The following is a 20,220-nucleotide window of genomic DNA, read 5'->3' on the forward strand; positions in this document are numbered from 1 at the left end:
TATGTTATGCTTGTTTTTGTCTACGACTCCCGTAAGGGATATGTTTCTCAACTCAACCTACTGAAAATGTGAAGATATGAGTCAGCAAGTTTCTAAAGCTTTATTTCAGAAAAAGGTGTTAAAAAATGCCTTGGTTAATTTTAAGTTTCCTTCAGATTTAGAAGCACGTCACCAAATTATTACAAAATGGGTTGAGGCTTTAAATTCAGGGACTCTTAACCAAGAAAAAGAGGTTGCTTTACATGGTGATTTTCTCAAAGATATATTTCAAGATGTTTTAGGTTATTCTTCCATTATTGCAGGTGGTGGTAAACTTTGGGAAATTAATGCTGAACAAACTATTGCTAATGGTAGGGGTTATGCTGATGCTGCTTTGGGATTATTTACCGCAACGGAAAATAACAAGAGAAAGGTACAGGATAAAGTTGTTGCACCAATTGAGTTAAAAGGTACAAAAGATGATTTAGATAGACCCGCACCAGGCAGAAAAGAATCCGCAGTTGAACAAGGTTGGCGTTATGCTAATTATACACCTGATTGTCATTGGATTATTATTTCTAATTATCGAGAATTGCGATTATATCATACTAATAAGACTCCGGCTTATTATGAAAAGTTTTTATTAGTTGATTTGGTAGATTTAGAGGAATTTAAAAGATTTTATTTTCTGCTTTGTCGAGAAAACTTTTTACCAGTTAAAGATGTATCTAAAATTGATACATTGTTAGTAACTTCTGAAGAAGCACAAGAGGACATTACTAAACAACTTTATGAAGAATATAAACAAGTTAGATTAAGTATAGTTAAAGATTTTTGGTTTCGCTTTGGGAGTAAGTTGAATATTCCTAATCCTGACCAAGTGTTAATTGAAAAAGCACAAAAGACATTAGACAGAATTTTATTTATTGCTTTTTGTGAAGATAGAGGATTATTACCAGAAAAGACAATTGCTAAAGCTCATGATAGCAAAAATGCTTATAATCCTCGGTCAATTTGGGAAAATTATCAAGCTGTTTTTCGCTGGGTTGATCAAGGTAATGAAGATCCACCAATTCCCGGTTATAATGGTGGTTTATTTAAACATGATCCAATTTTAGATGAACAATTAAATATTCCAGATCCTTTATGTAAGCAACTTAAAGAACTAACGCGCTTTGATTTTGATTCGGAAGTTTCTGTAGATATTTTGGGGCGGATTTTTGAACAATCAATTACAGATTTAGAAGAATTAAAAGCGGATGTTGCTAAACAGAAATTTGATAAAAAACAAGGTAAACGGAAAAAATTAGGCGTATTTTACACTCCTGCTTATATTACTCAATATATTGTCGAAGTTGCGATTGGTGGATATTTACAAAAACGTGAAGATGACTTAAGACAAAAGCTTAAATTAGAGGAATTTGCAGATACACCCCAAAGCCAAAAAAAAGAAATTGAATTTTGGGAAAGTTACAGAGATGAAGTATTAGTAAAAACGCGAGTTGTTGATCCTGCTTGCGGTTCTGGTGCGTTTTTAATTGCGGCTTTTGATTATTTTGTAAGTCAGTATCAACGAGTTAATGATAATTTGCGATTTCTGAAACATCAAATTACAGAAAATATTGAATTAGATAAAACTATTCTCAGTAATAATCTGTTTGGGGTGGATTTATCGCCAGAGTCGGTAGAAATTACTAAGTTATCTTTGTGGTTGAAAACTGCAACTCAGGGAAAAACTTTAACTTATTTGGATGATAATATTAAAATCGGTAATTCTATAATTGCTGATTTGCAATTTACAGATTTACCTTTTGTTTGGGAAAGTGAATTTTCTCAAGTGTTTAGTGAAGGTGGTTTTGATGTGGTAATTGGAAATCCTCCTTATATTCGTCAACTTTTATTATCTGATATAAAATCTTATTTACAAGAAAAATATAGATGCTATCATGGGTCGGCTGACTTGTATGTTTATTTCTATGAGAAAGGTTTAAATCTTCTGAAATCGGAAGGAATACTTTCTTATATTGTGACTAATAAATGGTTGCGTTCTGGTTATGGTGAACCTTTACGACGCTTCTTTTCTCAGTCAAGTGTGTTTGAACAAATTATTGATTTTGGACACGCACCAATTTTTGAAGACGCTGATACTTTTCCCTGTATTATCGCAGCGAGGAAAATCACCCCACCCCAACCCTCCCCGCAAGCGAGGAGGGAGGAAGAGAAGGTTTTAGTTTGTGCTGTTCCCCGTGAGGAATTGAAAAATATTAATCTCACTCAATATGTGCAGAATCAAGACAACAGTTACACTATTTATTGGTCACGTTTTACTGCTAATGCTTGGAGTTTAGAACCTCCTGCGATTGATGATTTAATGCGGAAAATTCAACGGGTAGGAGTTCCGTTAAAGGAGTTTGCTGGAGTTAAACCTTATCGGGGAATACTTACAGGTTTTAATGAGGCGTTTTTAATAGATGAAGCTACTAAGAATAAGCTAGTTCAAGCTAATCCGAAATGTGCGGAAATTATTAAACCTTATTTAAGAGGTCAAGATATAAAAAGATGGGTTTCTCAATGGGAAAATTTATGGATTATTTTTACTCGTCGTGGAATTGATATTGATGCTTATCCTACTATTAAAAATTATCTTAGTCAGTATCAAAAGCAATTAGAACCTCGTCCTAAAAATTGGAATACAAATAAAGATGGTAATTGGGAAGGACGAAAACCAGGTGTTTATAAGTGGTATGAGATTCAGGATAGTGTTGATTATTGGCAATTATTTGAACAGCCAAAAATTATTTGGAAAGACTTATCTACATATTCAGAGTTTTGTTTTGATAATAGTGGTATTTTTACTAATGACTTGTGTTTTATTTTTAGTTCAAGTGATCTTTGGATATTAGCAGTTCTGAATTCTCCTGTAATGTGGTACTACTTGTCTCGCACTACAATTCATGGACTTAATGAAACACTTAGGTTAAAAAACATTTATACAGAAAATATTCCTATTGCAAAACCTACAGAAGAAATTCGCGCAGAAGTAGAAGCAATTGTCATGCGGTTAATTGAAATTACCAAACTCAACGGACAAGTTTATAAAGATGTTCTCGACTGGTTGCAAGTAGAATACAAAATTGAGAAACTGGGAAATAAACTAGAAGATTTCGCAACTTTAGAATTTACAGACTTTGTAGAGGAAGTTAGAAAAAGAATGCCAAAACCAAAAACTGCTAAAAAAGCTTCAGATCCTTTAAGTATACCAGCATTTACAGCTTTACGTAAAGCACATAATGATTATGTTCCCGAAATTAAAAGCCGGAAAAATGAAGCTTTAAAATTAGAATATCGTCTTTCTGATTTAGTTAATCAAGCTTATCAAATCACACCGGAAGAAATTGATTTAATGTGGAAAACAGCACCACCAAGAATGCCGATTTCCAGAGTTGATAAGTAATAGAACTGGAAAGAATTAGATACCCAACTCCCCCACTTATCAAAGAAGTCGGGGATTTATTTTATTTTCTACAGACTTAGAGTTAAAATAAGATTATTAATAACCCATCCAAACAAGATTGCAAAAATATCATGGTTTCTATTTCCAAGACAGCAATCCGGTTGTATGATACTGATTTCGTAACATGGACACAGCAAACCGCTGAGTTAATCCGTGCTGGAAAATGGAATGGGGTAGATTGGGAAGCGGTTGTTGAGGAGATTGAAAGCTTGGGAAGGTCAGAGCGAAGAGAGTTAAAAAGCCGATTGGAGGTATTGTTACAGCATTTGCTAAAATGGCAATATCAGCCCGGTTTGCGAAGTGGCTCTTGGCAAAATACAATTACAGAACAACGAAACCGTATTGAAGATTTACTCCAAGATAGTCCCAGTCTTAATCCCTATTTAGAAGAAGTTTTAGTTGAGTGCTACCGCAGAGGAAAAAAACTCGCAACTAACGAAACTGGAATTTCTCAAAATACCTTTCCAACAGATTTACCTTACACTATCACTCAAATTCTAGATATAGAATTTTTACCATAAACCATCACACAATTTGCAAAACAACTAATGTCATATCATCAGTATTTTGCCGCTCAGAACCGATAAATTGCTCAACTTGATCAAATAGATATTCCACTTCAAAAAATAATTGTTTTCCATCGCCAAAATAACCCTCGATCATATTCTACCAACTGCTCCAATTTCATTCAACCGAAACATACAATGTACAGCATGAGGATGTTTATCGCGTGCTTGTTGACTAGCAACTTCCTTATCTTGATCAAAGAAATAATCACCACTATCCGGTTCTACGGCAATATACCAATTATAATGTTCCTTCATTAACTCAGGACGGACACGCTCAAAAATTGCTCGACAACGTTTATGAAAAGCTTCTTTTTCCGCTTTACGTTTAGCTAGTTCTTCCGGTGATAATGTCAACTCAGGAAAGATTCTGCCTCTTCTTCTGGGTGGTTGTGATGTTAACATATTTGTAAACTCGCTTTTGACAATTAACTATTTTAATAGTAACATTTCCAGCAGATTTACCTGACACTGTTAATCAAATTATAGATATAGAATATTTGCGATAAAATCACACAATTTGTAAAACCACCAACGTCATATCATCAGTATTTTGCCGCTCAGAACCGATAAATTGCTCCACTTGATCAAATAGATATTCCACAATTTCCTGGGGACTATTACAATACTTACAAGCTGTGCGGAAAGAGGTAACAAAATTATCTTCATCAAAGCGATCGCCACCAGCCGCCGCCGCATCAGTTAAACCATCAGTATAATAAATAACTGTATCCCCAGATTCTAACTGTGCCTGAGCATCTTCATATTCACTATTAGCATCTAACCCAATTAACATCCCCAAAGTATCCAACTGGCTTACAGTTTTTGTAGCTGCGTGCCACCACAAAGGCGGATTATGGGCGGCATTACTATAAGATAAAATCCGCGTTTGTGGGTCATATTCTGAATAAAACATAGTTACAAAGCGGTGGGAATTTTCCAAATCCGCATACATAACCCGATTCAAATTTTGCAAAATTCCTGCTGGGGAATTACCATGCAATACTTCACCCCGGAGCATTCCCCGCAGCATCGTCATAATTAAACCAGCGGGAACACCTTTTCCCATGACATCCCCAATTACCAAACCCCAACTAGCATTTTCTGTAGATTCTTGAAGCTGGGATTTTAACTGGTTTTGACTAGTAGGAATAAAATCATAGTAGTCACCACCAACCTGATTAGCCGGTTTACAACGGGCTGCTAAAGATAAACCAGGAATATTTGGACATTGACGCGGTAAAAGTCGGCGTTGAATTTCCGCACCAATTTCTAATTCTTGGTCTAAACGTTCTTTTTTTCTTAACTCTACAGATAGTTCATCATTATCAATAGCAACTGCTGTTTGGTCTGCCACTAACCGCACTAATTTCTGTCTAGTTTCTGTCCAACTATATTCAGGATCACGACTCAAAACATACAGCCAACCCCGTTCTGTATGCTTGACTAAAATAGCTGTCCCAAAGATTTGTACATCTGGACCTAAAATAGCGTGCATCTGGTCATCTAAAATACCTGTAGAAATAGCAGCAGGCCCTGAGTTAGCCAAAAGAGTAACTTGACTACTAGCAGTTTCTAAGGCTTTTCTAATATTTTTTCTTTGCTGACTATCTTGCCAATGTAGTTGTTCTAATCTAATTTGTCCATTGGGTTTATAAAGAAAAAGTGCGCTACCTTCCGCATCTGTCACTCTGGTAGCCATGAGAGGAATCAATTCCAAAAACTGATTTAAATTATTAAAACTTCTCAGAGCAAACCCCAAAGAACTTAGCAAGTCTTGAATTTTATTTTGTTCTCTGTGCAGCCTGGACACAAGTTCCTTAAGTGCCACCACAGGAGTGACATCTGTAGTGACGCTGCTATTACTATCAGTAGAATGAGGGGGAAATTGTGACACAGGTTAATATTGCAGTTAAGAATAGCAAATGTGGATTCTTTATAAATACTCTTTCTTGATAAATTGTGAAATCATATTGAACGAAATTCCTGATTTTAGCAAGAGTAGAATAACTGTTTAAAGTAATTTTTTAGGTCTTAGCTCATGCTGAGGACATTTTCAATGGTTAATTTTCCCTGCGGAGGAATTGTCTAATTTGTCAAAAATAAGTCTTTAGCAATCAGTGATTTTTATGATTAATTAGTAGCCTCTAATCTTTCCATAACTGAATTAGCTCTTCATATATCTTGAGAAATAAAAATTTGGAACTAGCAAAATCACCTCTATTCCTAAAAGAGTAGATATTAAGAATCATCAAACAAAAAACCAGATGGGTTTTGAGTAACTGGGGTTTTGGTCAAAACATAGATGTAATTATCCTTTTAATCAAAAATGTCCAAATATTGACTGTAAACATTTAACCTATATACCATAAATTCTCGAAATGTTTCCTTAGATAGATTTCTTTTATAGAAAATTTATCCCTTTTTCTAGAAAATATATATCAAACTTACTCAGCTACCAATCAATGATGAATAACCCCACCCCCGTTTTACTGGCGTAAAACTTCCTCTCCCCTCATGAGGGGCTACGGTGTACACACATCTCTAGACAGGATGCTAAACGTGATCCGATCCCCCTAAATCCCCCTTAAAAAGGGGGACTTTGAAGAATTTAGCCCCCCTTTTTAAGGGGGGTTGGGGGGATCTAAACGTTGTGGGGCAACTTTAGAAGACTTGTGTGTACACCGTAGCATGAAGGGAGGGGATTGAGGGGTCTGACAAGTGTAGGTTTTTTACATTGTCTTGAGGACAAGACTTGGTGGACAAGGTAGACAAGGTGACAAGGGAGGAAAACCGGACAAATGAATGTATAGTTAGTAACAAAATAACCCATGAATTGAGTATTTTGTGGATAAAATCCTCCTTGTCTACTTTCCTTCCTTGTCTTCCCGGTCTTGCCTTTACAGAGAATATTAAAAACCTACACCTGTCAGGATTGATGGGTGGGGTAGAATGGCTGTGGGACAACGGTTTGAGCTTGTGCTTTACCCCTACGGTAAATATGGTTTTTACAACCATACATATTTAGTTTTTTTGTCAATGCGTAAGTCCTAGTAATGATCAATTTTGAGCCACACTATCAACCGCTTAACAATGCTTCTACAAATTCGTAACTAGAGAATGGACGCAAATCTTCAATTCCTTCACCAGCGCCAATAAAGCGAATGGGTAAGCCTAACTGCTGGACAACGGCGAGCGCTACCCCTCCTTTAGCCGTTCCATCTAATTTGGTTAAAACCACGCCACTCAGTTGGGCTGCTTGGGAAAATACTTCAGCTTGTCGCAGTCCATTTTGCCCTAAAGTAGAATCGAGAACTAAAAGCGATTCAACGCGGGCATGGGGGGCTTTTTTAGCTATAGTTTTGCGAATTTTGCCCAGTTCGTCCATGAGGTTTTTCTTATTTTGCAGTCTCCCAGCGGTATCTATTAATAGTAGTTCTGTTCCCCTGGATTGGGCTGCGGCGATCGCATCAAATACCACTGCGGCTGGATCTGTATTTTTCCCTGGATTGGCGATAACTTCTACACCGCTTCTATTTCCCCAAACTTTGACCTGTTCTACAGCCGCAGCCCGGAAGGTATCAGCCGCACCAATTAGGCATTTATAACCAGATTTTTGCGCTAGGTGAGAAATTTTACCAATGGTAGTAGTTTTCCCAGCTCCATTAACTCCTGTAATTAACCAAATAGTGAGTTGGTCTTTTTCCGGTGCAAAGCTAGGTTTTGTCTGGTTTTGCAAGGGTGTATCTAGCATATCCCGAAGAATTTCTTTGAGATAAGAAATAGCTTGTTCTGGTGGAGTAACTTCTGCGAGGAGTTTTTTCTGTAGCGCACTAATAATATAATCTGTTGCCTCTACACCAACATCAGCCTGTAAAAGCAAGGATTCAATTTCATTAACAGCATCTTGATTAAGAGGTCCTTGACCAACAATTGCTTTAAGTTGGTTGAGAAGATTTCGCCGAGTCTTATCCAAACCTTGACGGAGTTTTTTCAACCAATTAATTTCTTCTATAGAAATATCTTCGGCTTTTCTTCCTTGGGCGGCTAAAACCTTTGCTGACCATTTAAACCCGTCATCAAATACTAGTTCTGGAATCTCAATTTCTGGTTCTGTCGTGATTATTGCTGTTTCTGGTGCAACCGTTTCTATCGCACTAGCGATTAATTTGTCTTGTTTGGCTTGTCTTTCGGCCTCTGCTCGTTCTAAAAAAGATAAATTAGCTGTTTCTGGTTCTGGCGCTATTTCTGGTTGTAATTCACTGACAACATCTTCAGTAATTTCTGCGCCCGTTGCATCTATTTCTATTGGTGCAGTTAATTCCTCAACTTGAGTTTCTACTATTTCTTGAGTAGTAGTATCTTCGTCAATAGCTACAGATGATTCTGTTTCTATTTGTTGTTTTTCTTGAATATTCTTATAAGCAGCTTTAGCAAAAGCCAGCAAATCCGCAGTATCTGGAACTGTTATTTCTGGTTGAGTTGCTTCTACTGCTGGTGTTTCTTCCTGGGTTGGGGGAGTATCAGCAGGTTCATTATTTGGACGACGAAACCAATTAAAAGCCATTGTACTTTATTAGATAAGAATTTAATTAGGAGTCAGGAAGAAGGAGTCAGGAAGAAGAAGAAGAAATAAAAGTCTTACCACTGACCACTGACCACTGACCACTGACTAATGACCACTGACTAATGACCACTGACCAATTTTTGTTCGCTAACTCGACGAAGAACACCATTAATAAAACGGTGGCCATCTTCTCCACTGTAACGTTTAGATAATTCTACAGCTTCGTTAATGGCGATGCTGTCAGGAACTTTCATAAATTTTATTTCTGCGGTAGCTATTTGCAGGATATCCCTGTCAATTTGAGCTAAACGGGTAACTTGCCAATCTATTAAGGCATGAGAAATAAATTCTTCGATAGCCTGACGGTTTTCGCTGACGGTAATAATAATTGCTTTGGCGTAATTACGAACTTCTTTATCTTGATTAGCTAACTGAATTAATTCAGGAAAATCAACAGATGTACCTAATTGATTGATAGCCGTTTGCGTGTAGGAGATTGCCTCTTTCAGCATGGTTCTAGCTGTATTCAAATCGGCGGCTCTAGTTTCGCTAGTTAATAGGCGATCATTGCTCCGTTGCAGTTCTCCAGCGGCAATATTCAATGTGTCCTGTACTTCTACTGTGAGGGTACGGACTGCCCCTAAAACTAGTTTAGATACCAATTGATCATCTGAGAGAGTTTCTAGTTTTTTGGGGTTGATTGGTAACTGGCTCAAGGCTAACAGTGCCAATTCACGGGCTATTTGTTGGGGTTTACGACGTTGCATAGGTTGGGATTATAAAAAATATGTGAGTTCTAGTACAGATGAACAATTAGCTTATCTATTTTTTTACAGCAAAGCACTCTGTAGTAATTACTTTACTAGGTTGCTGTCAAATTTATTCTGCGGCGGGAATTTCCTGCGGTTTGATTTCTAAATTTGACACTGCTGACAGTGCAGGGACGTGAGATGACTGGATATTGGGGGCAACTATCCCACCGGAGACAACTATTTTAAAAGCATCTTCAACGGATATGGAGAGGTTGATCACATCTGCTTCTGGTACTACTGCATACCATCCTGTTGTTGGGTTGGGGGTAGTGGGGATAAATAGGCTAATTACGGGACGAGACATTTGATTTTGGATTTCATTGCTCATTGCTCCTGTCACAAATGCGATCGCCCAAATACCCACACGAGGATATTCTACTAAGACTACTCGGCGAAATTTACCATTAGAATCTTTTAGGAGAGTTTCTAATAGTTGCTTGAGGGTTTTATACACTTGTCCAGCTAAAGGAATCGCCTGTAATAACCGTTCACCTAAATCTAGTAACCATCGCCCAGCAATATTTCTGGCCATTAAGCCAATAATGAGAATACTTAATAATGGCACGGCTAAACCTACCAAAAGATTAAGTACATTCACCAATATTGGGTTTAAACCGTCAAAGGGATTGAGTTGCTTAGGAACTTGGGTGAGAAAGTTAATTACCCAGGTGGCTATGGTAATTGTTAACCAGATAGTGGTTGCAAGGGGAATTACCACCAACAAACCAGCAATCAGGTCATTTTTTAAGTCTTGTTTCAACCGTTCCATTACCAAACTCTGATTCTCCTTGTTTAGCTGAGTAAAACTGTTATGATGATTTTCTATACCAGCAAATTATTCATATTGCGAATATCAGAAACTGATAACAGCAGGTTTCAGTATCTTACAACAGGCTATTTCTCACTGCTAAAAAATGCCTTTCATCCTTTTCTCTAAGGGTAAAAAGTCAAACTATTACTACAAAAGTCCGCAATTTTCCTAGTCCAACGTAAATATAGGTATCAGTCCACCGTGATGATGACTGGTTAATCTTTTAAGTAGATGGGCTGAAATAAATATCAAAATAATATTGTTGATTAGGGCAGGCTAGAAGCCCACCCCACAATAAGTATAATATTTTTGTGGGGTGGGCATCCTGCCTGCCCATATTATATTTAATTGTGCCTATCTACTTATCTTCGTAATACTTGTAATTGATTGTTGCAAGTCTGAGAGATATTATCTATCCTACCGCGCCATATCACCAAATGCTCATAATTTGGCAATAGTGATTTTTAGCTAATAGGAACTAATTTTCCAGCACTTCTCGGACTAAAGTTGCCAATTTATCGGCACTATCAGGAACAGAGATCGCTTTGGACTTCTCTCCCATCTTCGCCAATTCTGCTGGAGATTGCAACAAATTCAAAACCTGAGTTGTAAATATTTCCTGGGTCAACTCCGATTGTTTAAAAGACAAAGCCGCACCAGCCTTAGTAAACACTTCTGCATTATAAGATTGATGATCTTCCGCTGCAAAGGGATAGGGAATCAAAATTGCTGGCTTACCACAAACTGCTAATTCTGTCAAGCTACCAGCGCCAGAACGACTAATTGCTAAATTAGCCCTTCGCAACAACGCCGCCATATTATTATAAAAAGGCAAGGCGATATACTGAGGATGTTGAAGACTGTTAATATCGGGATCATTATCACCCGTTAAATGCACTATGTAAGCCCCAGCTTCAAACAAAGCAGCCGCAGACTGACGCACCAACTTATTTACAGCTACAGCCCCCTGACTGCCACCAAATACCACAATTAGGGGAACACCATTAGGGACAGGTAAGTCTAAGGTGTTATTGCTGCCCTCATCCAAAAATTGAGAACGGACAGGAGTACCCACACAGACAGTTTTAGTCTGAGGTAAGTATTGAGTAGTAACATCAAATCCTATCGCCACGGCATTACACCAAGGACCAAAAAAGCGGGTGACTTTACCTGGGAGAGCATTAGATTCATGGAAAACCACAGGTAAACCCAAAGAACGCGCCGCAATCACCGCAGGACCTGCAATGTAACCCCCTGTTGTGAAAACCCCTTGGAACTTGCCCTGTTTGAGAATCCGTCTGACTGTCAGCACCGACCTGATAAGTTTGAATAAAATGCGGATAGAATTAAGACTCAAACTTTGCTGAAAACCCTCGACAGCGAGCGTATTTAAAGGATATATCTCTGGAACTAACTGAGTTTCTAGCCGATTTGGCACACCCAGCCATTCAATATTGTATTCTGGCAATTTTTCAGCCAAAGCGATCGCGGGAAACAAGTGTCCACCTGTCCCACTAGCTGCTATAAGTAATTTAATTGGTGGATTTACCATTCCCGGCTATACCATTTATCTCCCAGTTTCATTAAGATAAAACAAATTCCTTATCTTGTATCATCAAATCAGTAAAATCTTACTTATGGCTAAAATTATCCCTTTATTAATGAAACGTAACAACACATTAACAGTTAGTATATCTCTTATTTCCAGTTTACTAGCAATGAGCTTATCCAGCACTGGGGAATTAGCTCAAGCGGGTCAACCCGGAACCGCACCTGCTACACTCACCAACCTATTAACACAAATTGACAGCGCCGCTAATCAAGGTAATGTTAATGGTGTCATGCAATTTTACAGTCCTACATTTACTCATGGTGATGGCTTAGATCGTAAAGCAATGGAACAATCCTTAACAGGACTGTGGAAGCGATATCCTAAATTACGTTATACCACCAAACTAGAATCTTGGAAATCTGAAGGCAATACGATTATTGCGGAAACAGTTACCAACATTAGCGGTGTAACTGCATCTGGTAATAATAATTTAGCTCTTCAGTCTACAATTAAATCGCGTCAAAAAGTCACAGGTTCAAAAATAGTTCATCAAGATATTTTATCAGAACGGACTCAACTAACCACTGGTAATAAACCACCCCAAGTAGAAATTAAATTACCACAACAGGTAAAAGTTGGTGAGAAATATAGTTTTGATGCCATTGTTAAAGAACCATTAGGTGAGGATCTTCTGCTGGGAACAGCTATGGAAGAACCCATTCAAGGTAATAAACTTCTCAACCCCACAATTGCAAATTTAGAATTTCTTAATTCTGGAGGACTGTTTAAAACAGGACGCGCACCTTCTACTCCTGGTCCTCAATGGGTTTCCGCAGTAATTCGCAGAGGTGAAGATATGACTATTATTACACAGCGATTACAAGTAGTTAAAAAGTAGGTAATGGGTAATGGGTAATGGGTAATGGGTAATGGGTAATGACTAATGACTAATGGGTAATGACTAATGACTAATGACTAATGGGTAATGGGTAATGGGTAATGGGTAATGGGTAATGACTAATGACTAATGACTAATGACTAATGGGTAATGGGTAATGACTAATGACTAATGACTAATGACTAATGACTAATGACTAATGATTAATGACTAATGACTAATGATTAATGACTAATGACTAATGACTAATGACTAATGACTAATGACTAATGACTAATAACCAAATTGTTTTAATTACTGGTGCAAGTAGTGGTATTGGTGCTGCTTGTGCCAAAATTTTTGCTCATGCTGGTGCAAAACTGATTTTAGCTGCACGACGGTGGGAACGGTTACAGCAATTAGCTGATTCTTTGGATATTGCCTCTGACAAAATCCATTTATTACAACTTGATGTATGCGATCGCGTGGCGGTAGAATCTGCTATTACTAACTTACCTACCTCCTGGTCGAATATTGATATTCTGATTAATAATGCTGGTTTAAGTCGTGGTTTAAGTAAATTGCATGAAGGCGACTTTCAAGATTGGGAAGAAATGATTGATACTAATATCAAGGGTTTGCTTTACCTGACTCGCTATATTGTACCAGGAATGGTGGAACGGAATTTTGGTCATGTCATCAATATCGGTTCTATTGCTGGACATCAAACCTATCCCGGTGGTAACGTCTATTGTGGGACAAAAGCGGCAGTTAAAGCCATTTCTGAAGGGTTAAAACAAGACTTATTAGGAACTCCTGTGCGGGTGACTTCTGTTGACCCTGGAATGGTAGAAACAGAATTTAGCGATGTGCGTTTTCATGGTGATACAGAACGGGCTAAAAAGGTTTATGAAGGAATTAAACCCTTGACTCCTGATGATGTGGCTGATGTAATATTTTTCTGTGCTACTAGAGCTAGTCATGTTAATATTAATGAAGTCGTACTTATGCCAGTTGACCAAGCCAGTGCGACTTTAGTTAATCGGCGGGTGTGAATAAACTCGACTGCTAATAGACATCTCCAGAAATAAATGTAGAGACGTTCCATGGAACGTCCCTACAAAGGTTTTAGCTAAATTCTAAATTCTAAATTCTAAATTCCGCCCTGCGGTACTAGTATGTCAAAATAAAAATAACTGACTACCCCAATGTGAGCAATGGCAGAAGAAACCAATCAAAATCAAGCGGGAGATGTAGCTTCTAATCCTGCTGCAACCGCCTCAGAAAACCCTCCAGCAGAGGCTAAAGCTGCCAAAAAGGAAAAAGCCCCAGCCTTGGAAGATAAGCCTTTTGAGGAATTTATGCAGCAACACTATCTACCAGCGTTGCAAGAAGCAATTACTAAAGAAGGTGTGCCAGATGTCAAGTTGACTTTTGCCAAACAGAAGTATTCTATCATTGGTTTTAACTCAACGGAAGAATGCTGGCAAGTTATCGGTTCTTGGCAAGGGGGACAGCGCCAGTTTAACGTATATTTCCCTGATGAAAATATTCAAGGTAAAAAGGGATTTTCCTGTAATGAGGGTAAAAAAACTAGTACCTTAGAATCATTTTTAATTGATGAGCGGAAGACTACCCTAGAATTGTTGGTATCTCGCTTAGTGTATCGTTTGAATGGTCAAAAATGGCTAGGTAGAAATTAGTCAGAACTAGCGACTTTACAATTCATCAAAATAATAAGTCACGACTCCAGAAATGGGGTCGTTACCTATTCTAATATGATTTGATTTTAGCATTTCTCTGAGTGCATTTTCCACTTCTAGAAAGCTGGTTTGTGTAGCCTTGACACCTTGAGTTACAGTTAAACTACCACCGTTAGCCTCTGCGGCTTCTATCAGTTTGACAATGAATGGTTTCTCAGCGGGTTTGTAAACTTGGGAAATAAATATCCGTTCATTAGATATACCTACAGATGATAAACCTGCTTTTAGTCGCAGTTTTTCCTCATATTCGTCAACCATATTCGGTATAATCAATAGATCAAAAATTTGCCCCATGTAAAAGAAACCGCAGGTAAATAGCCATAATAAACCAGTAGCGGTTTTGCCATTATATAATCTATGTAACCCGGCTATACCAAAAAAACCAGCACCACATAAAATGTAAGAGGCAACAAGACGGTCTTTATTTTGATTATTTTTTATAGTCATCTTAATTTATGCCCATTAGGATTTACTGCATTAAGAATCCACACTCTAAGTAACTACCTCTCCTCAATCCTCGATTCCCTAATTAACGATTGTATTTTTAATTCTAAACTATGATTTCCCTTTCTCCTGAACTCCAAGCTAGACTTTCCACCCCTTTGAAAATTGGCTCATTTGAGGTTAAAAGCCGTGTTTTACAGTCTCCTTTGTCGGGGGTGACTGATATGGTGTTTCGGCGTTTGGTGCGGCGTTATGCGCCAGAATCAATGATGTATACAGAAATGGTTAATGCTACGGGTTTACACTATGTTAACCAATTACCAAAAATCATGGAGGTAGATCCCAAGGAAAGACCTATTAGTATTCAATTATTTGATTGCCGTCCTGATTTTCTCGCGGAAGCTGCCATAAAAGCGGTTGCAGAAGGTGCGGATACTGTTGATATTAATATGGGATGTCCTGTTAATAAGATTACTAAAAATGGTGGGGGTTCTTCTTTATTGCGTCAACCGGAAATTGCTGAAGCAATTGTACGAGAAGTGGTAAAAGCGGTAAATGTTCCTGTAACTGTGAAAACCCGTATTGGTTGGAATGATCATGAAATTACCATCCTTGATTTTGCGAAAAGAATGGAAGACGCGGGAGCAAAAATGATTACTGTTCATGGACGCACTCGCGCTCAAGGTTATAATGGTAATGCTCGATGGGAATGGATAGCTAAAGTTAAAGAAGTGCTATCCATTCCTGTGATTGGGAATGGAGATATTTTTTCTGTGGAAGCTGCGGTAAAATGTTTAGAACAAACTGGTGCAGATGGGGTAATGTGTTCTCGGGGAACTTTAGGTTATCCGTTTTTAGTTGGGGAAGTTGATCATTTCTTAAAAACTGGAGAACTATTACCAACACCCAATCCAGTTCAACGTTTAGAATGTGCGCGAGAACATCTTTTTGCTTTATGGGAATACAAGGGAGATAGGGGAGTCCGTCAAGCTCGTAAACACATGACTTGGTATGCAAAAGGCTTTATGGGTGCGGCTGATTTGCGGGGTAAGTTAAGTTTAGTAGAAACTGTCCAACAGGGTTTAGATTTGATTGATGCTGCTATAGAAAAACTCGCTCATGGTTATGAAATTGAGGAAGACACTGTAGATAGTATTATCTTAGTATAATGCAATACTACAAGTTTAAGTATTTGTAGTATTTGTAGGGTGTGTTAGGCATAGCCGTAACGCACCTTAAGCTTGATAAACGGTGCATTACGCTGGCGCTAATGCACCCTACGTACTACCATATTTAATACCAATAGCTTCTTTTACAATAAACCCCGATAACGAATAAAAATCAAAAGAACTGCCCAAGAACCCAATGCTACTTTAACAGCAACTAGGATATTTAATATCGGCAAAATTCCGCCACTAAAAAGCGTTCCTAATTCACCGTGTGGTAACTCAAATCCTGATAAAGTTATCACTGCTAAAACAATAAAAACTAATACCGAAATCTTTTCCCACATTGCAGCGTGCCAACGTTGATAAATATCCTGCATCCACTGATATGATGAAGTAATTGCGATTAATCCAATTGCTGTTCCCCCAGCCACACCAGCCGCAAAACCACCCCCAGGACTCAAATGTCCTCTAATTGCTAATTCTATAGCCACTAACGCCGCAATTGTTGCCCCTAGACGAGCTAAAATGATGGATGGTTGATCTTGGAATTGATAGATACTACAAGATGGTTTTTCATTGGCTAGTAAAAAATTTGCTCCGAGAATGGCGATAGTAAATACAATTACTTCAAAAATAGTATCATATAGCCGATTTCTAAAAATAATCCCTGATACTGCATTGGGAACACCACTTTCTTTAACCACTGTTTCCACAATGGAAATATCTAATATGTTTGGTTCTGAATCAGGCATTATTAGCATTTTTACAAATAAAGCTATTCCGGCTAAAATATAAACCCATTTCATAGATATTTCTCCTCTGAATCTAAAACATTGATATAGTTTAAACTTGTTTTTTCTGTGGAAAGTGCGCTTTCCATAATGTTATAAATGCGTTGAACTCTAATAGTAGTTTGATATTTTTTGTGGGTTTGCTCAGTTTCTTTTATTAGCGCACAAGTTGCATGAATCTCTTTTTCTATTAATGCCCGTTGTAAAGTTTCCCTATTGCTATAAGGTACAAGTTCCAACCGCAAATAATATTTATTGAAAACGTTACGGAACTCGTTTATAAGTTGTTGAAAATCGCCATCTTGATTTTTGGCAATTGTTTGATTTGCCATGACTCCTAAACGCAAAACTAAAGATGAACGGACTGCTACTGCATATAAAGTAATTGATAGCATCGTTCCCATTAATGCTTCTGTTAAAGCTACATCTGCTGCACCTAAAACTGCCTCTACCATTGCAGCTACCGCACCAAGTACCCCACGAATTACTAAGGCATGATAGGGGTTAGTTTGAGTGATTAATATCCCCGCAGTTAAGGGTAATAAAGCAATGATTAAATAGAGATAGGTATCATTCATTTTTTGCGTCCTCAGTTGAACAGTATGCTAATACATAACCCAGCATAGTATTCCAAATTGCTAAGGAAATAATGCCCAAAATAAGTAATGGCCATTCGCTAGGTATTTTCAGTAGAAGTCCCACAATAATCATCATTGAACCTAGTGTATCAGCAACAGAAAGACCATGTAATTTGAATAATATTGATCTGTCACTGACTAAATGAAAAGTTCCCCAAAACCAAAAAACTATGCCTATGAATATACAAACATAACTAATAATGTTGATCATGCTTCATTCACTCTTCTCAAAATATGTGCTAATAACATTAAACCCGCATTTCCTACACTCAAAATAATTGATGCTACTACACCAATCATCCAATCGTCTCGTAAAACTGAAATCACGAGAATCATGATTGATACTTTACTAGAAATACTACCAAAAGCTAACATTTTCTGCCAGGTATCATCACTTTTCCAGGCTTCATAAATGGGAATAAGTAATGCTAAAATCATGGCTATTAAAACTATTTCTAAGTTCATGATTATTTTTTCCTTGGTTTAATTTGGTGAACCTCATACCAACCTTCTTGGTGATATTTTACAACTATAGTTTTTGGTGTGAAGGTAATCAAAAATATATCTAGAAAAATCAGCAATGGTGATCTTTTTAATTTGACTTTTTCCATGATTATTTCTTCTTGATTATGGGGACGCAAGATAATTTCAAATGCCTCTACAAAAGCTACTGGAATAGCAATAAAGATTTTAATGATCACCTTTACCCAATCTTTTAGTTTTTCTGGAGATGTATAGCCACGTGGTAATACCAAGGCAATAATTACACCGATGATAATATTTGTTAGACTCACATCAGATGTGAGTAAAAACCAAATTGATAATCTTAATATGAGATGTCCAATCATGGGAAAGCCATCCAAAATAGCAGGATTAAAGTTAAACTCATGACACCAACTAAATGTTCAAATTCTTCAAACACACGGGGTAAATAAATTGATAACTTTTTAAAGATGAGATGATATGCTAACCAACCAATGGCAATAGTCGTAATTGCTTTAGTAATATCAGCAATGTCATAAGCTTGCAAATATATCAAATTTACTGCAATTAGACCAGTAATCAAAAATATAATTGCTGTCCAAAAACCAGATTTTATATTCTGTTCCGCATCTTTTATATGGGGTAAGAAAATGAATTTTGCAAAAGATATAGAAGTTCCCACTGCGGCAACATTCATAGCAATAAATTGCCAGGATTCTAAATTTTTCATAGTTAGGACTTTTGCCCCAAATCCTGCCAATAAAGGAAAACCAGAAATTGATAAACTCGCTATGACTAAAGGTATCCAAATTGTTGTATTAATCGGTTTATTTTGTAGTTCTTTAAAATTACGACTGGGCAAAGAACCTGCAATTAGAAATAAAGATGATTTGACTAATCCATGAGTAAGTGCATAAAACCCACCTACTGCCGGTGCAACCAAAATAAAGCCTAATTGGGATATTGTATGAAACGCTAACATTCGCTTTGTATCTTTTTCTAAAACTGCATAGGATACACCCATTAACGCAGTTCCTACACCGAAAATACTGACTATACTATTAATTTCCTCGGAAATTAAAGCGCAACGCAACAAGGGTAAAACACTGGCTTTTACAACAATTCCTGACATCAATGCGGAAACTGGCGTTTCTGATTCTGAATGCGTTAAAGGTAGCCATAATCCTGATACAAAAATTCCAGCTTTAATGAATAAACCTAGAAAAATTAATGCTAATGCTTCTGGGGGTGATCCCTTTAAACTTGCAAAACTAAAGGAATGATGTGTTTGATAAACTAGCACCGCACCAACTAGATAAAATAACATGGAGGTATTGCTAACAAAAAGATAGCGTAAACCTACCCAAATTGAGCGATCGCTTCGAGGATAAGCAATTAATAAAAAAGCCGCAATACCGCTTACTTCTAAAGCGACATATAAACTCACAAAATCCGCACAAATAAAAGCAGCATTTAAGCTACCATGAACAAGAATAGTTTGGGCAAAGAAAAAAGCAGTTTTATCACTATGCCAACAATAAATAACAACAGCAGCAGTTACTAAAGCATTAGTCAAAATAAAATAACCGCTTAACTGATCAGCTATTAAGGTCACACCAAAACTATCGAGTAAATTCAGTTTTATCGGTGATGGTTCAAGAAATAACTGGAACGCATAAGCAGCAGAAGCAATAGTCCCCCAAAGTGTCAAATGTCGGTTAAGTTTGGGGATTAAAAAAATCATGAACCCTAGAAAAAATGGTATTGCAACCCAAATAATAGTAATCGTATTCATGGTGTATTATTTTTCTCGATTTCGTCGCATTCTAATGTAGGATTATCTCGTGCTAATTTCATCACACCAACAAGCATTAAAGCCTGAATAGAAAAGCCAATAACTATTGCTGTTAAAATCACTGCTTGAGGAACGGGATCAGCATAAGCAAAATTTTTTACTTCGGAAATAATGGGAGTAAATAAACCATCTCGTGATGCAATTAGTACATAAAAGGCAATCACACCTGTACTCATTACATCCATAGAGACTATTTTCATTACCAGGTTTCTCTTGAGAATAATCCCAAAAAATCCGCATAATATGGTTGCCAGTACACACGCTTCTAACACGGGAATTATTGAATTTTAGGATAAAGTGCTAATTCAATATAAGCACGAATTTTTAGTGCTGAAACAATATCAACACTAAAATATTCTTATGATTACGATATTTATACTTAATGGTTTAAGTGCGGGT

At 37.3% G+C, this 20,220-nt stretch carries 21 protein-coding genes; 6 read left to right on the forward strand and 15 right to left on the reverse strand.

Annotation, left to right across the window (positions count from 1 at the left end):
- Nucleotides 1–76 precede the first annotated feature (76 nt).
- Complete coding sequence (locus EZY12_12785) at nt 77–3,433, forward strand: Eco57I restriction-modification methylase domain-containing protein (GenBank protein QSX70343.1); 3,357 nt, start codon at nt 77–79, stop codon at nt 3,431–3,433.
- Between the two features lie 131 nt (nt 3,434–3,564).
- Nucleotides 3,565–4,014 carry a DUF29 domain-containing protein gene (locus EZY12_12790; GenBank protein QSX70344.1) on the forward strand — a complete coding sequence of 150 codons (450 nt, stop codon included), beginning with the start codon at nt 3,565–3,567 and terminating at the stop codon, nt 4,012–4,014.
- Nucleotides 4,015–4,018: 4 nt separating this feature from the next.
- Here EZY12_12790 and EZY12_12795 read toward each other — a convergent pair whose 3' ends face one another.
- From EZY12_12795 to murG, 7 genes are all read right to left on the reverse strand, one after another.
- Complete coding sequence (locus EZY12_12795; protein ID QSX70345.1) at nt 4,019–4,156, reverse strand: hypothetical protein; 138 nt, start codon at nt 4,154–4,156, stop codon at nt 4,019–4,021.
- A complete protein-coding gene (locus EZY12_12800) occupies nt 4,153–4,464 on the reverse strand; it encodes a hypothetical protein (protein QSX70346.1) in 312 nt (103 codons plus the stop codon). Before EZY12_12800 ends, EZY12_12795 begins: the two co-directional genes overlap by 4 nt.
- A gap of 106 nt (nt 4,465–4,570) precedes the next feature.
- The gene (locus EZY12_12805) at nt 4,571–5,956 is read right to left on the reverse strand and encodes a PP2C family protein-serine/threonine phosphatase (GenBank protein ID QSX70347.1); all 1,386 of its coding nucleotides are present in this window, start codon (nt 5,954–5,956) and stop codon (nt 4,571–4,573) included.
- Nucleotides 5,957–7,138: 1,182 nt separating this feature from the next.
- Nucleotides 7,139–8,626 (reverse strand): signal recognition particle-docking protein FtsY, encoded by a 1,488-nt coding sequence (gene ftsY, locus EZY12_12810; protein ID QSX70348.1) that lies wholly within the window; start codon nt 8,624–8,626, stop codon nt 7,139–7,141.
- Between the two features lie 119 nt (nt 8,627–8,745).
- Nucleotides 8,746–9,393: a transcription antitermination protein NusB gene (nusB, locus tag EZY12_12815; GenBank protein QSX70349.1), complete on the reverse strand. Its 648-nt coding sequence runs from the start codon at nt 9,391–9,393 to the stop codon at nt 8,746–8,748.
- A 112-nt stretch (nt 9,394–9,505) separates the two neighbouring features.
- Nucleotides 9,506–10,207 carry a DUF502 domain-containing protein gene (locus EZY12_12820; GenBank protein QSX70350.1) on the reverse strand — a complete coding sequence of 234 codons (702 nt, stop codon included), beginning with the start codon at nt 10,205–10,207 and terminating at the stop codon, nt 9,506–9,508.
- A 520-nt stretch (nt 10,208–10,727) separates the two neighbouring features.
- On the reverse strand, nt 10,728–11,801 hold the full coding sequence (gene murG, locus EZY12_12825) for an undecaprenyldiphospho-muramoylpentapeptide beta-N-acetylglucosaminyltransferase (GenBank protein ID QSX70351.1): 1,074 nt from the start codon (nt 11,799–11,801) through the stop codon (nt 10,728–10,730).
- Between the two features lie 85 nt (nt 11,802–11,886).
- Here murG and EZY12_12830 point away from each other — a divergent pair, with 85 nt between their 5' ends.
- From EZY12_12830 to EZY12_12840, 3 genes are all read left to right on the forward strand, one after another.
- Nucleotides 11,887–12,699: a nuclear transport factor 2 family protein gene (locus EZY12_12830; GenBank protein QSX70352.1), complete on the forward strand. Its 813-nt coding sequence runs from the start codon at nt 11,887–11,889 to the stop codon at nt 12,697–12,699.
- Nucleotides 12,700–12,968: 269 nt separating this feature from the next.
- Nucleotides 12,969–13,733: an SDR family oxidoreductase gene (locus EZY12_12835; protein QSX70353.1), complete on the forward strand. Its 765-nt coding sequence runs from the start codon at nt 12,969–12,971 to the stop codon at nt 13,731–13,733.
- A 162-nt stretch (nt 13,734–13,895) separates the two neighbouring features.
- On the forward strand, nt 13,896–14,381 hold the full coding sequence (locus EZY12_12840) for a DUF2996 domain-containing protein (GenBank protein QSX70354.1): 486 nt from the start codon (nt 13,896–13,898) through the stop codon (nt 14,379–14,381).
- Between the two features lie 15 nt (nt 14,382–14,396).
- Here the strand turns inward: EZY12_12840 and EZY12_12845 are convergent, their stop codons facing one another.
- On the reverse strand, nt 14,397–14,888 hold the full coding sequence (locus EZY12_12845; GenBank protein QSX70355.1) for an NINE protein: 492 nt from the start codon (nt 14,886–14,888) through the stop codon (nt 14,397–14,399).
- Nucleotides 14,889–14,998: 110 nt separating this feature from the next.
- Between EZY12_12845 and dusB the strand changes: the two genes are divergently transcribed.
- Nucleotides 14,999–16,054, forward strand: a complete 1,056-nt coding sequence (dusB, locus tag EZY12_12850; protein ID QSX70356.1) for a tRNA dihydrouridine synthase DusB — start codon at nt 14,999–15,001, stop codon at nt 16,052–16,054.
- 143 nt (nt 16,055–16,197) lie between these two features.
- Here the strand turns inward: dusB and EZY12_12855 are convergent, their stop codons facing one another.
- From EZY12_12855 to EZY12_12885, 7 genes are read right to left on the reverse strand one after another with little or no spacing between them, the layout of a single operon-like run.
- The gene (locus EZY12_12855) at nt 16,198–16,860 is read right to left on the reverse strand and encodes a Na(+)/H(+) antiporter subunit B (GenBank protein QSX70357.1); all 663 of its coding nucleotides are present in this window, start codon (nt 16,858–16,860) and stop codon (nt 16,198–16,200) included.
- Complete coding sequence (locus tag EZY12_12860; protein ID QSX70358.1) at nt 16,857–17,423, reverse strand: DUF4040 domain-containing protein; 567 nt, start codon at nt 17,421–17,423, stop codon at nt 16,857–16,859. Before EZY12_12860 ends, EZY12_12855 begins: the two co-directional genes overlap by 4 nt.
- Nucleotides 17,416–17,694: a monovalent cation/H(+) antiporter subunit G gene (locus EZY12_12865; GenBank protein QSX70359.1), complete on the reverse strand. Its 279-nt coding sequence runs from the start codon at nt 17,692–17,694 to the stop codon at nt 17,416–17,418. Before EZY12_12865 ends, EZY12_12860 begins: the two co-directional genes overlap by 8 nt.
- Nucleotides 17,691–17,948, reverse strand: coding sequence for a hypothetical protein (locus EZY12_12870; GenBank protein ID QSX70360.1), 258 nt, complete (start codon nt 17,946–17,948; stop codon nt 17,691–17,693). The genes EZY12_12865 and EZY12_12870 overlap by 4 nt, the downstream gene beginning before the upstream one ends.
- A gap of 2 nt (nt 17,949–17,950) precedes the next feature.
- Nucleotides 17,951–18,331, reverse strand: a complete 381-nt coding sequence (locus EZY12_12875) for a Na+/H+ antiporter subunit E (GenBank protein ID QSX70361.1) — start codon at nt 18,329–18,331, stop codon at nt 17,951–17,953.
- Complete coding sequence (locus EZY12_12880; GenBank protein QSX70362.1) at nt 18,328–19,761, reverse strand: cation:proton antiporter; 1,434 nt, start codon at nt 19,759–19,761, stop codon at nt 18,328–18,330. The genes EZY12_12875 and EZY12_12880 overlap by 4 nt, the downstream gene beginning before the upstream one ends.
- Entirely contained in the window at nt 19,758–20,093 is a 336-nt protein-coding gene (locus EZY12_12885) for a cation:proton antiporter subunit C (protein ID QSX70363.1), read from the reverse strand. Before EZY12_12885 ends, EZY12_12880 begins: the two co-directional genes overlap by 4 nt.
- Between the last annotated feature and the right edge of the window lie 127 nt (nt 20,094–20,220).

Origin of the sequence: Dolichospermum sp. DET69 (assembly GCA_017355425.1) — a bacterium.
Classification (GTDB): Bacteria; Cyanobacteriota; Cyanobacteriia; order Cyanobacteriales; family Nostocaceae; genus Dolichospermum.

Bases quoted from the DNA above. Each gene is read 5' to 3' on its own strand.
- EZY12_12785 (QSX70343.1), top strand. From the start codon at position 77: ATGAGTCAGCAAGTTTCTAAAGCTTTATTTCAGAAAAAGGTGTTAAAA.
- EZY12_12790 (QSX70344.1), top strand. From the start codon at position 3,565: ATGGTTTCTATTTCCAAGACAGCAATCCGGTTGTATGATACTGATTTC.
- EZY12_12795 (QSX70345.1), bottom strand. From the start codon at position 4,156: ATGATCGAGGGTTATTTTGGCGATGGAAAACAATTATTTTTTGAAGTG.
- EZY12_12800 (QSX70346.1), bottom strand. From the start codon at position 4,464: ATGTTAACATCACAACCACCCAGAAGAAGAGGCAGAATCTTTCCTGAG.
- ftsY (QSX70348.1), bottom strand. From the start codon at position 8,626: ATGGCTTTTAATTGGTTTCGTCGTCCAAATAATGAACCTGCTGATACT.
- nusB (QSX70349.1), bottom strand. From the start codon at position 9,393: ATGCAACGTCGTAAACCCCAACAAATAGCCCGTGAATTGGCACTGTTA.
- EZY12_12820 (QSX70350.1), bottom strand. From the start codon at position 10,207: ATGGAACGGTTGAAACAAGACTTAAAAAATGACCTGATTGCTGGTTTG.
- murG (QSX70351.1), bottom strand. From the start codon at position 11,801: ATGGTAAATCCACCAATTAAATTACTTATAGCAGCTAGTGGGACAGGT.
- EZY12_12830 (QSX70352.1), top strand. From the start codon at position 11,887: ATGGCTAAAATTATCCCTTTATTAATGAAACGTAACAACACATTAACA.
- EZY12_12835 (QSX70353.1), top strand. From the start codon at position 12,969: ATGACTAATAACCAAATTGTTTTAATTACTGGTGCAAGTAGTGGTATT.
- EZY12_12840 (QSX70354.1), top strand. From the start codon at position 13,896: ATGGCAGAAGAAACCAATCAAAATCAAGCGGGAGATGTAGCTTCTAAT.
- EZY12_12845 (QSX70355.1), bottom strand. From the start codon at position 14,888: ATGACTATAAAAAATAATCAAAATAAAGACCGTCTTGTTGCCTCTTAC.
- dusB (QSX70356.1), top strand. From the start codon at position 14,999: ATGATTTCCCTTTCTCCTGAACTCCAAGCTAGACTTTCCACCCCTTTG.
- EZY12_12855 (QSX70357.1), bottom strand. From the start codon at position 16,860: ATGAAATGGGTTTATATTTTAGCCGGAATAGCTTTATTTGTAAAAATG.
- EZY12_12860 (QSX70358.1), bottom strand. From the start codon at position 17,423: ATGAATGATACCTATCTCTATTTAATCATTGCTTTATTACCCTTAACT.
- EZY12_12865 (QSX70359.1), bottom strand. From the start codon at position 17,694: ATGATCAACATTATTAGTTATGTTTGTATATTCATAGGCATAGTTTTT.
- EZY12_12870 (QSX70360.1), bottom strand. From the start codon at position 17,948: ATGAACTTAGAAATAGTTTTAATAGCCATGATTTTAGCATTACTTATT.
- EZY12_12875 (QSX70361.1), bottom strand. From the start codon at position 18,331: ATGATTGGACATCTCATATTAAGATTATCAATTTGGTTTTTACTCACA.
- EZY12_12880 (QSX70362.1), bottom strand. From the start codon at position 19,761: ATGAATACGATTACTATTATTTGGGTTGCAATACCATTTTTTCTAGGG.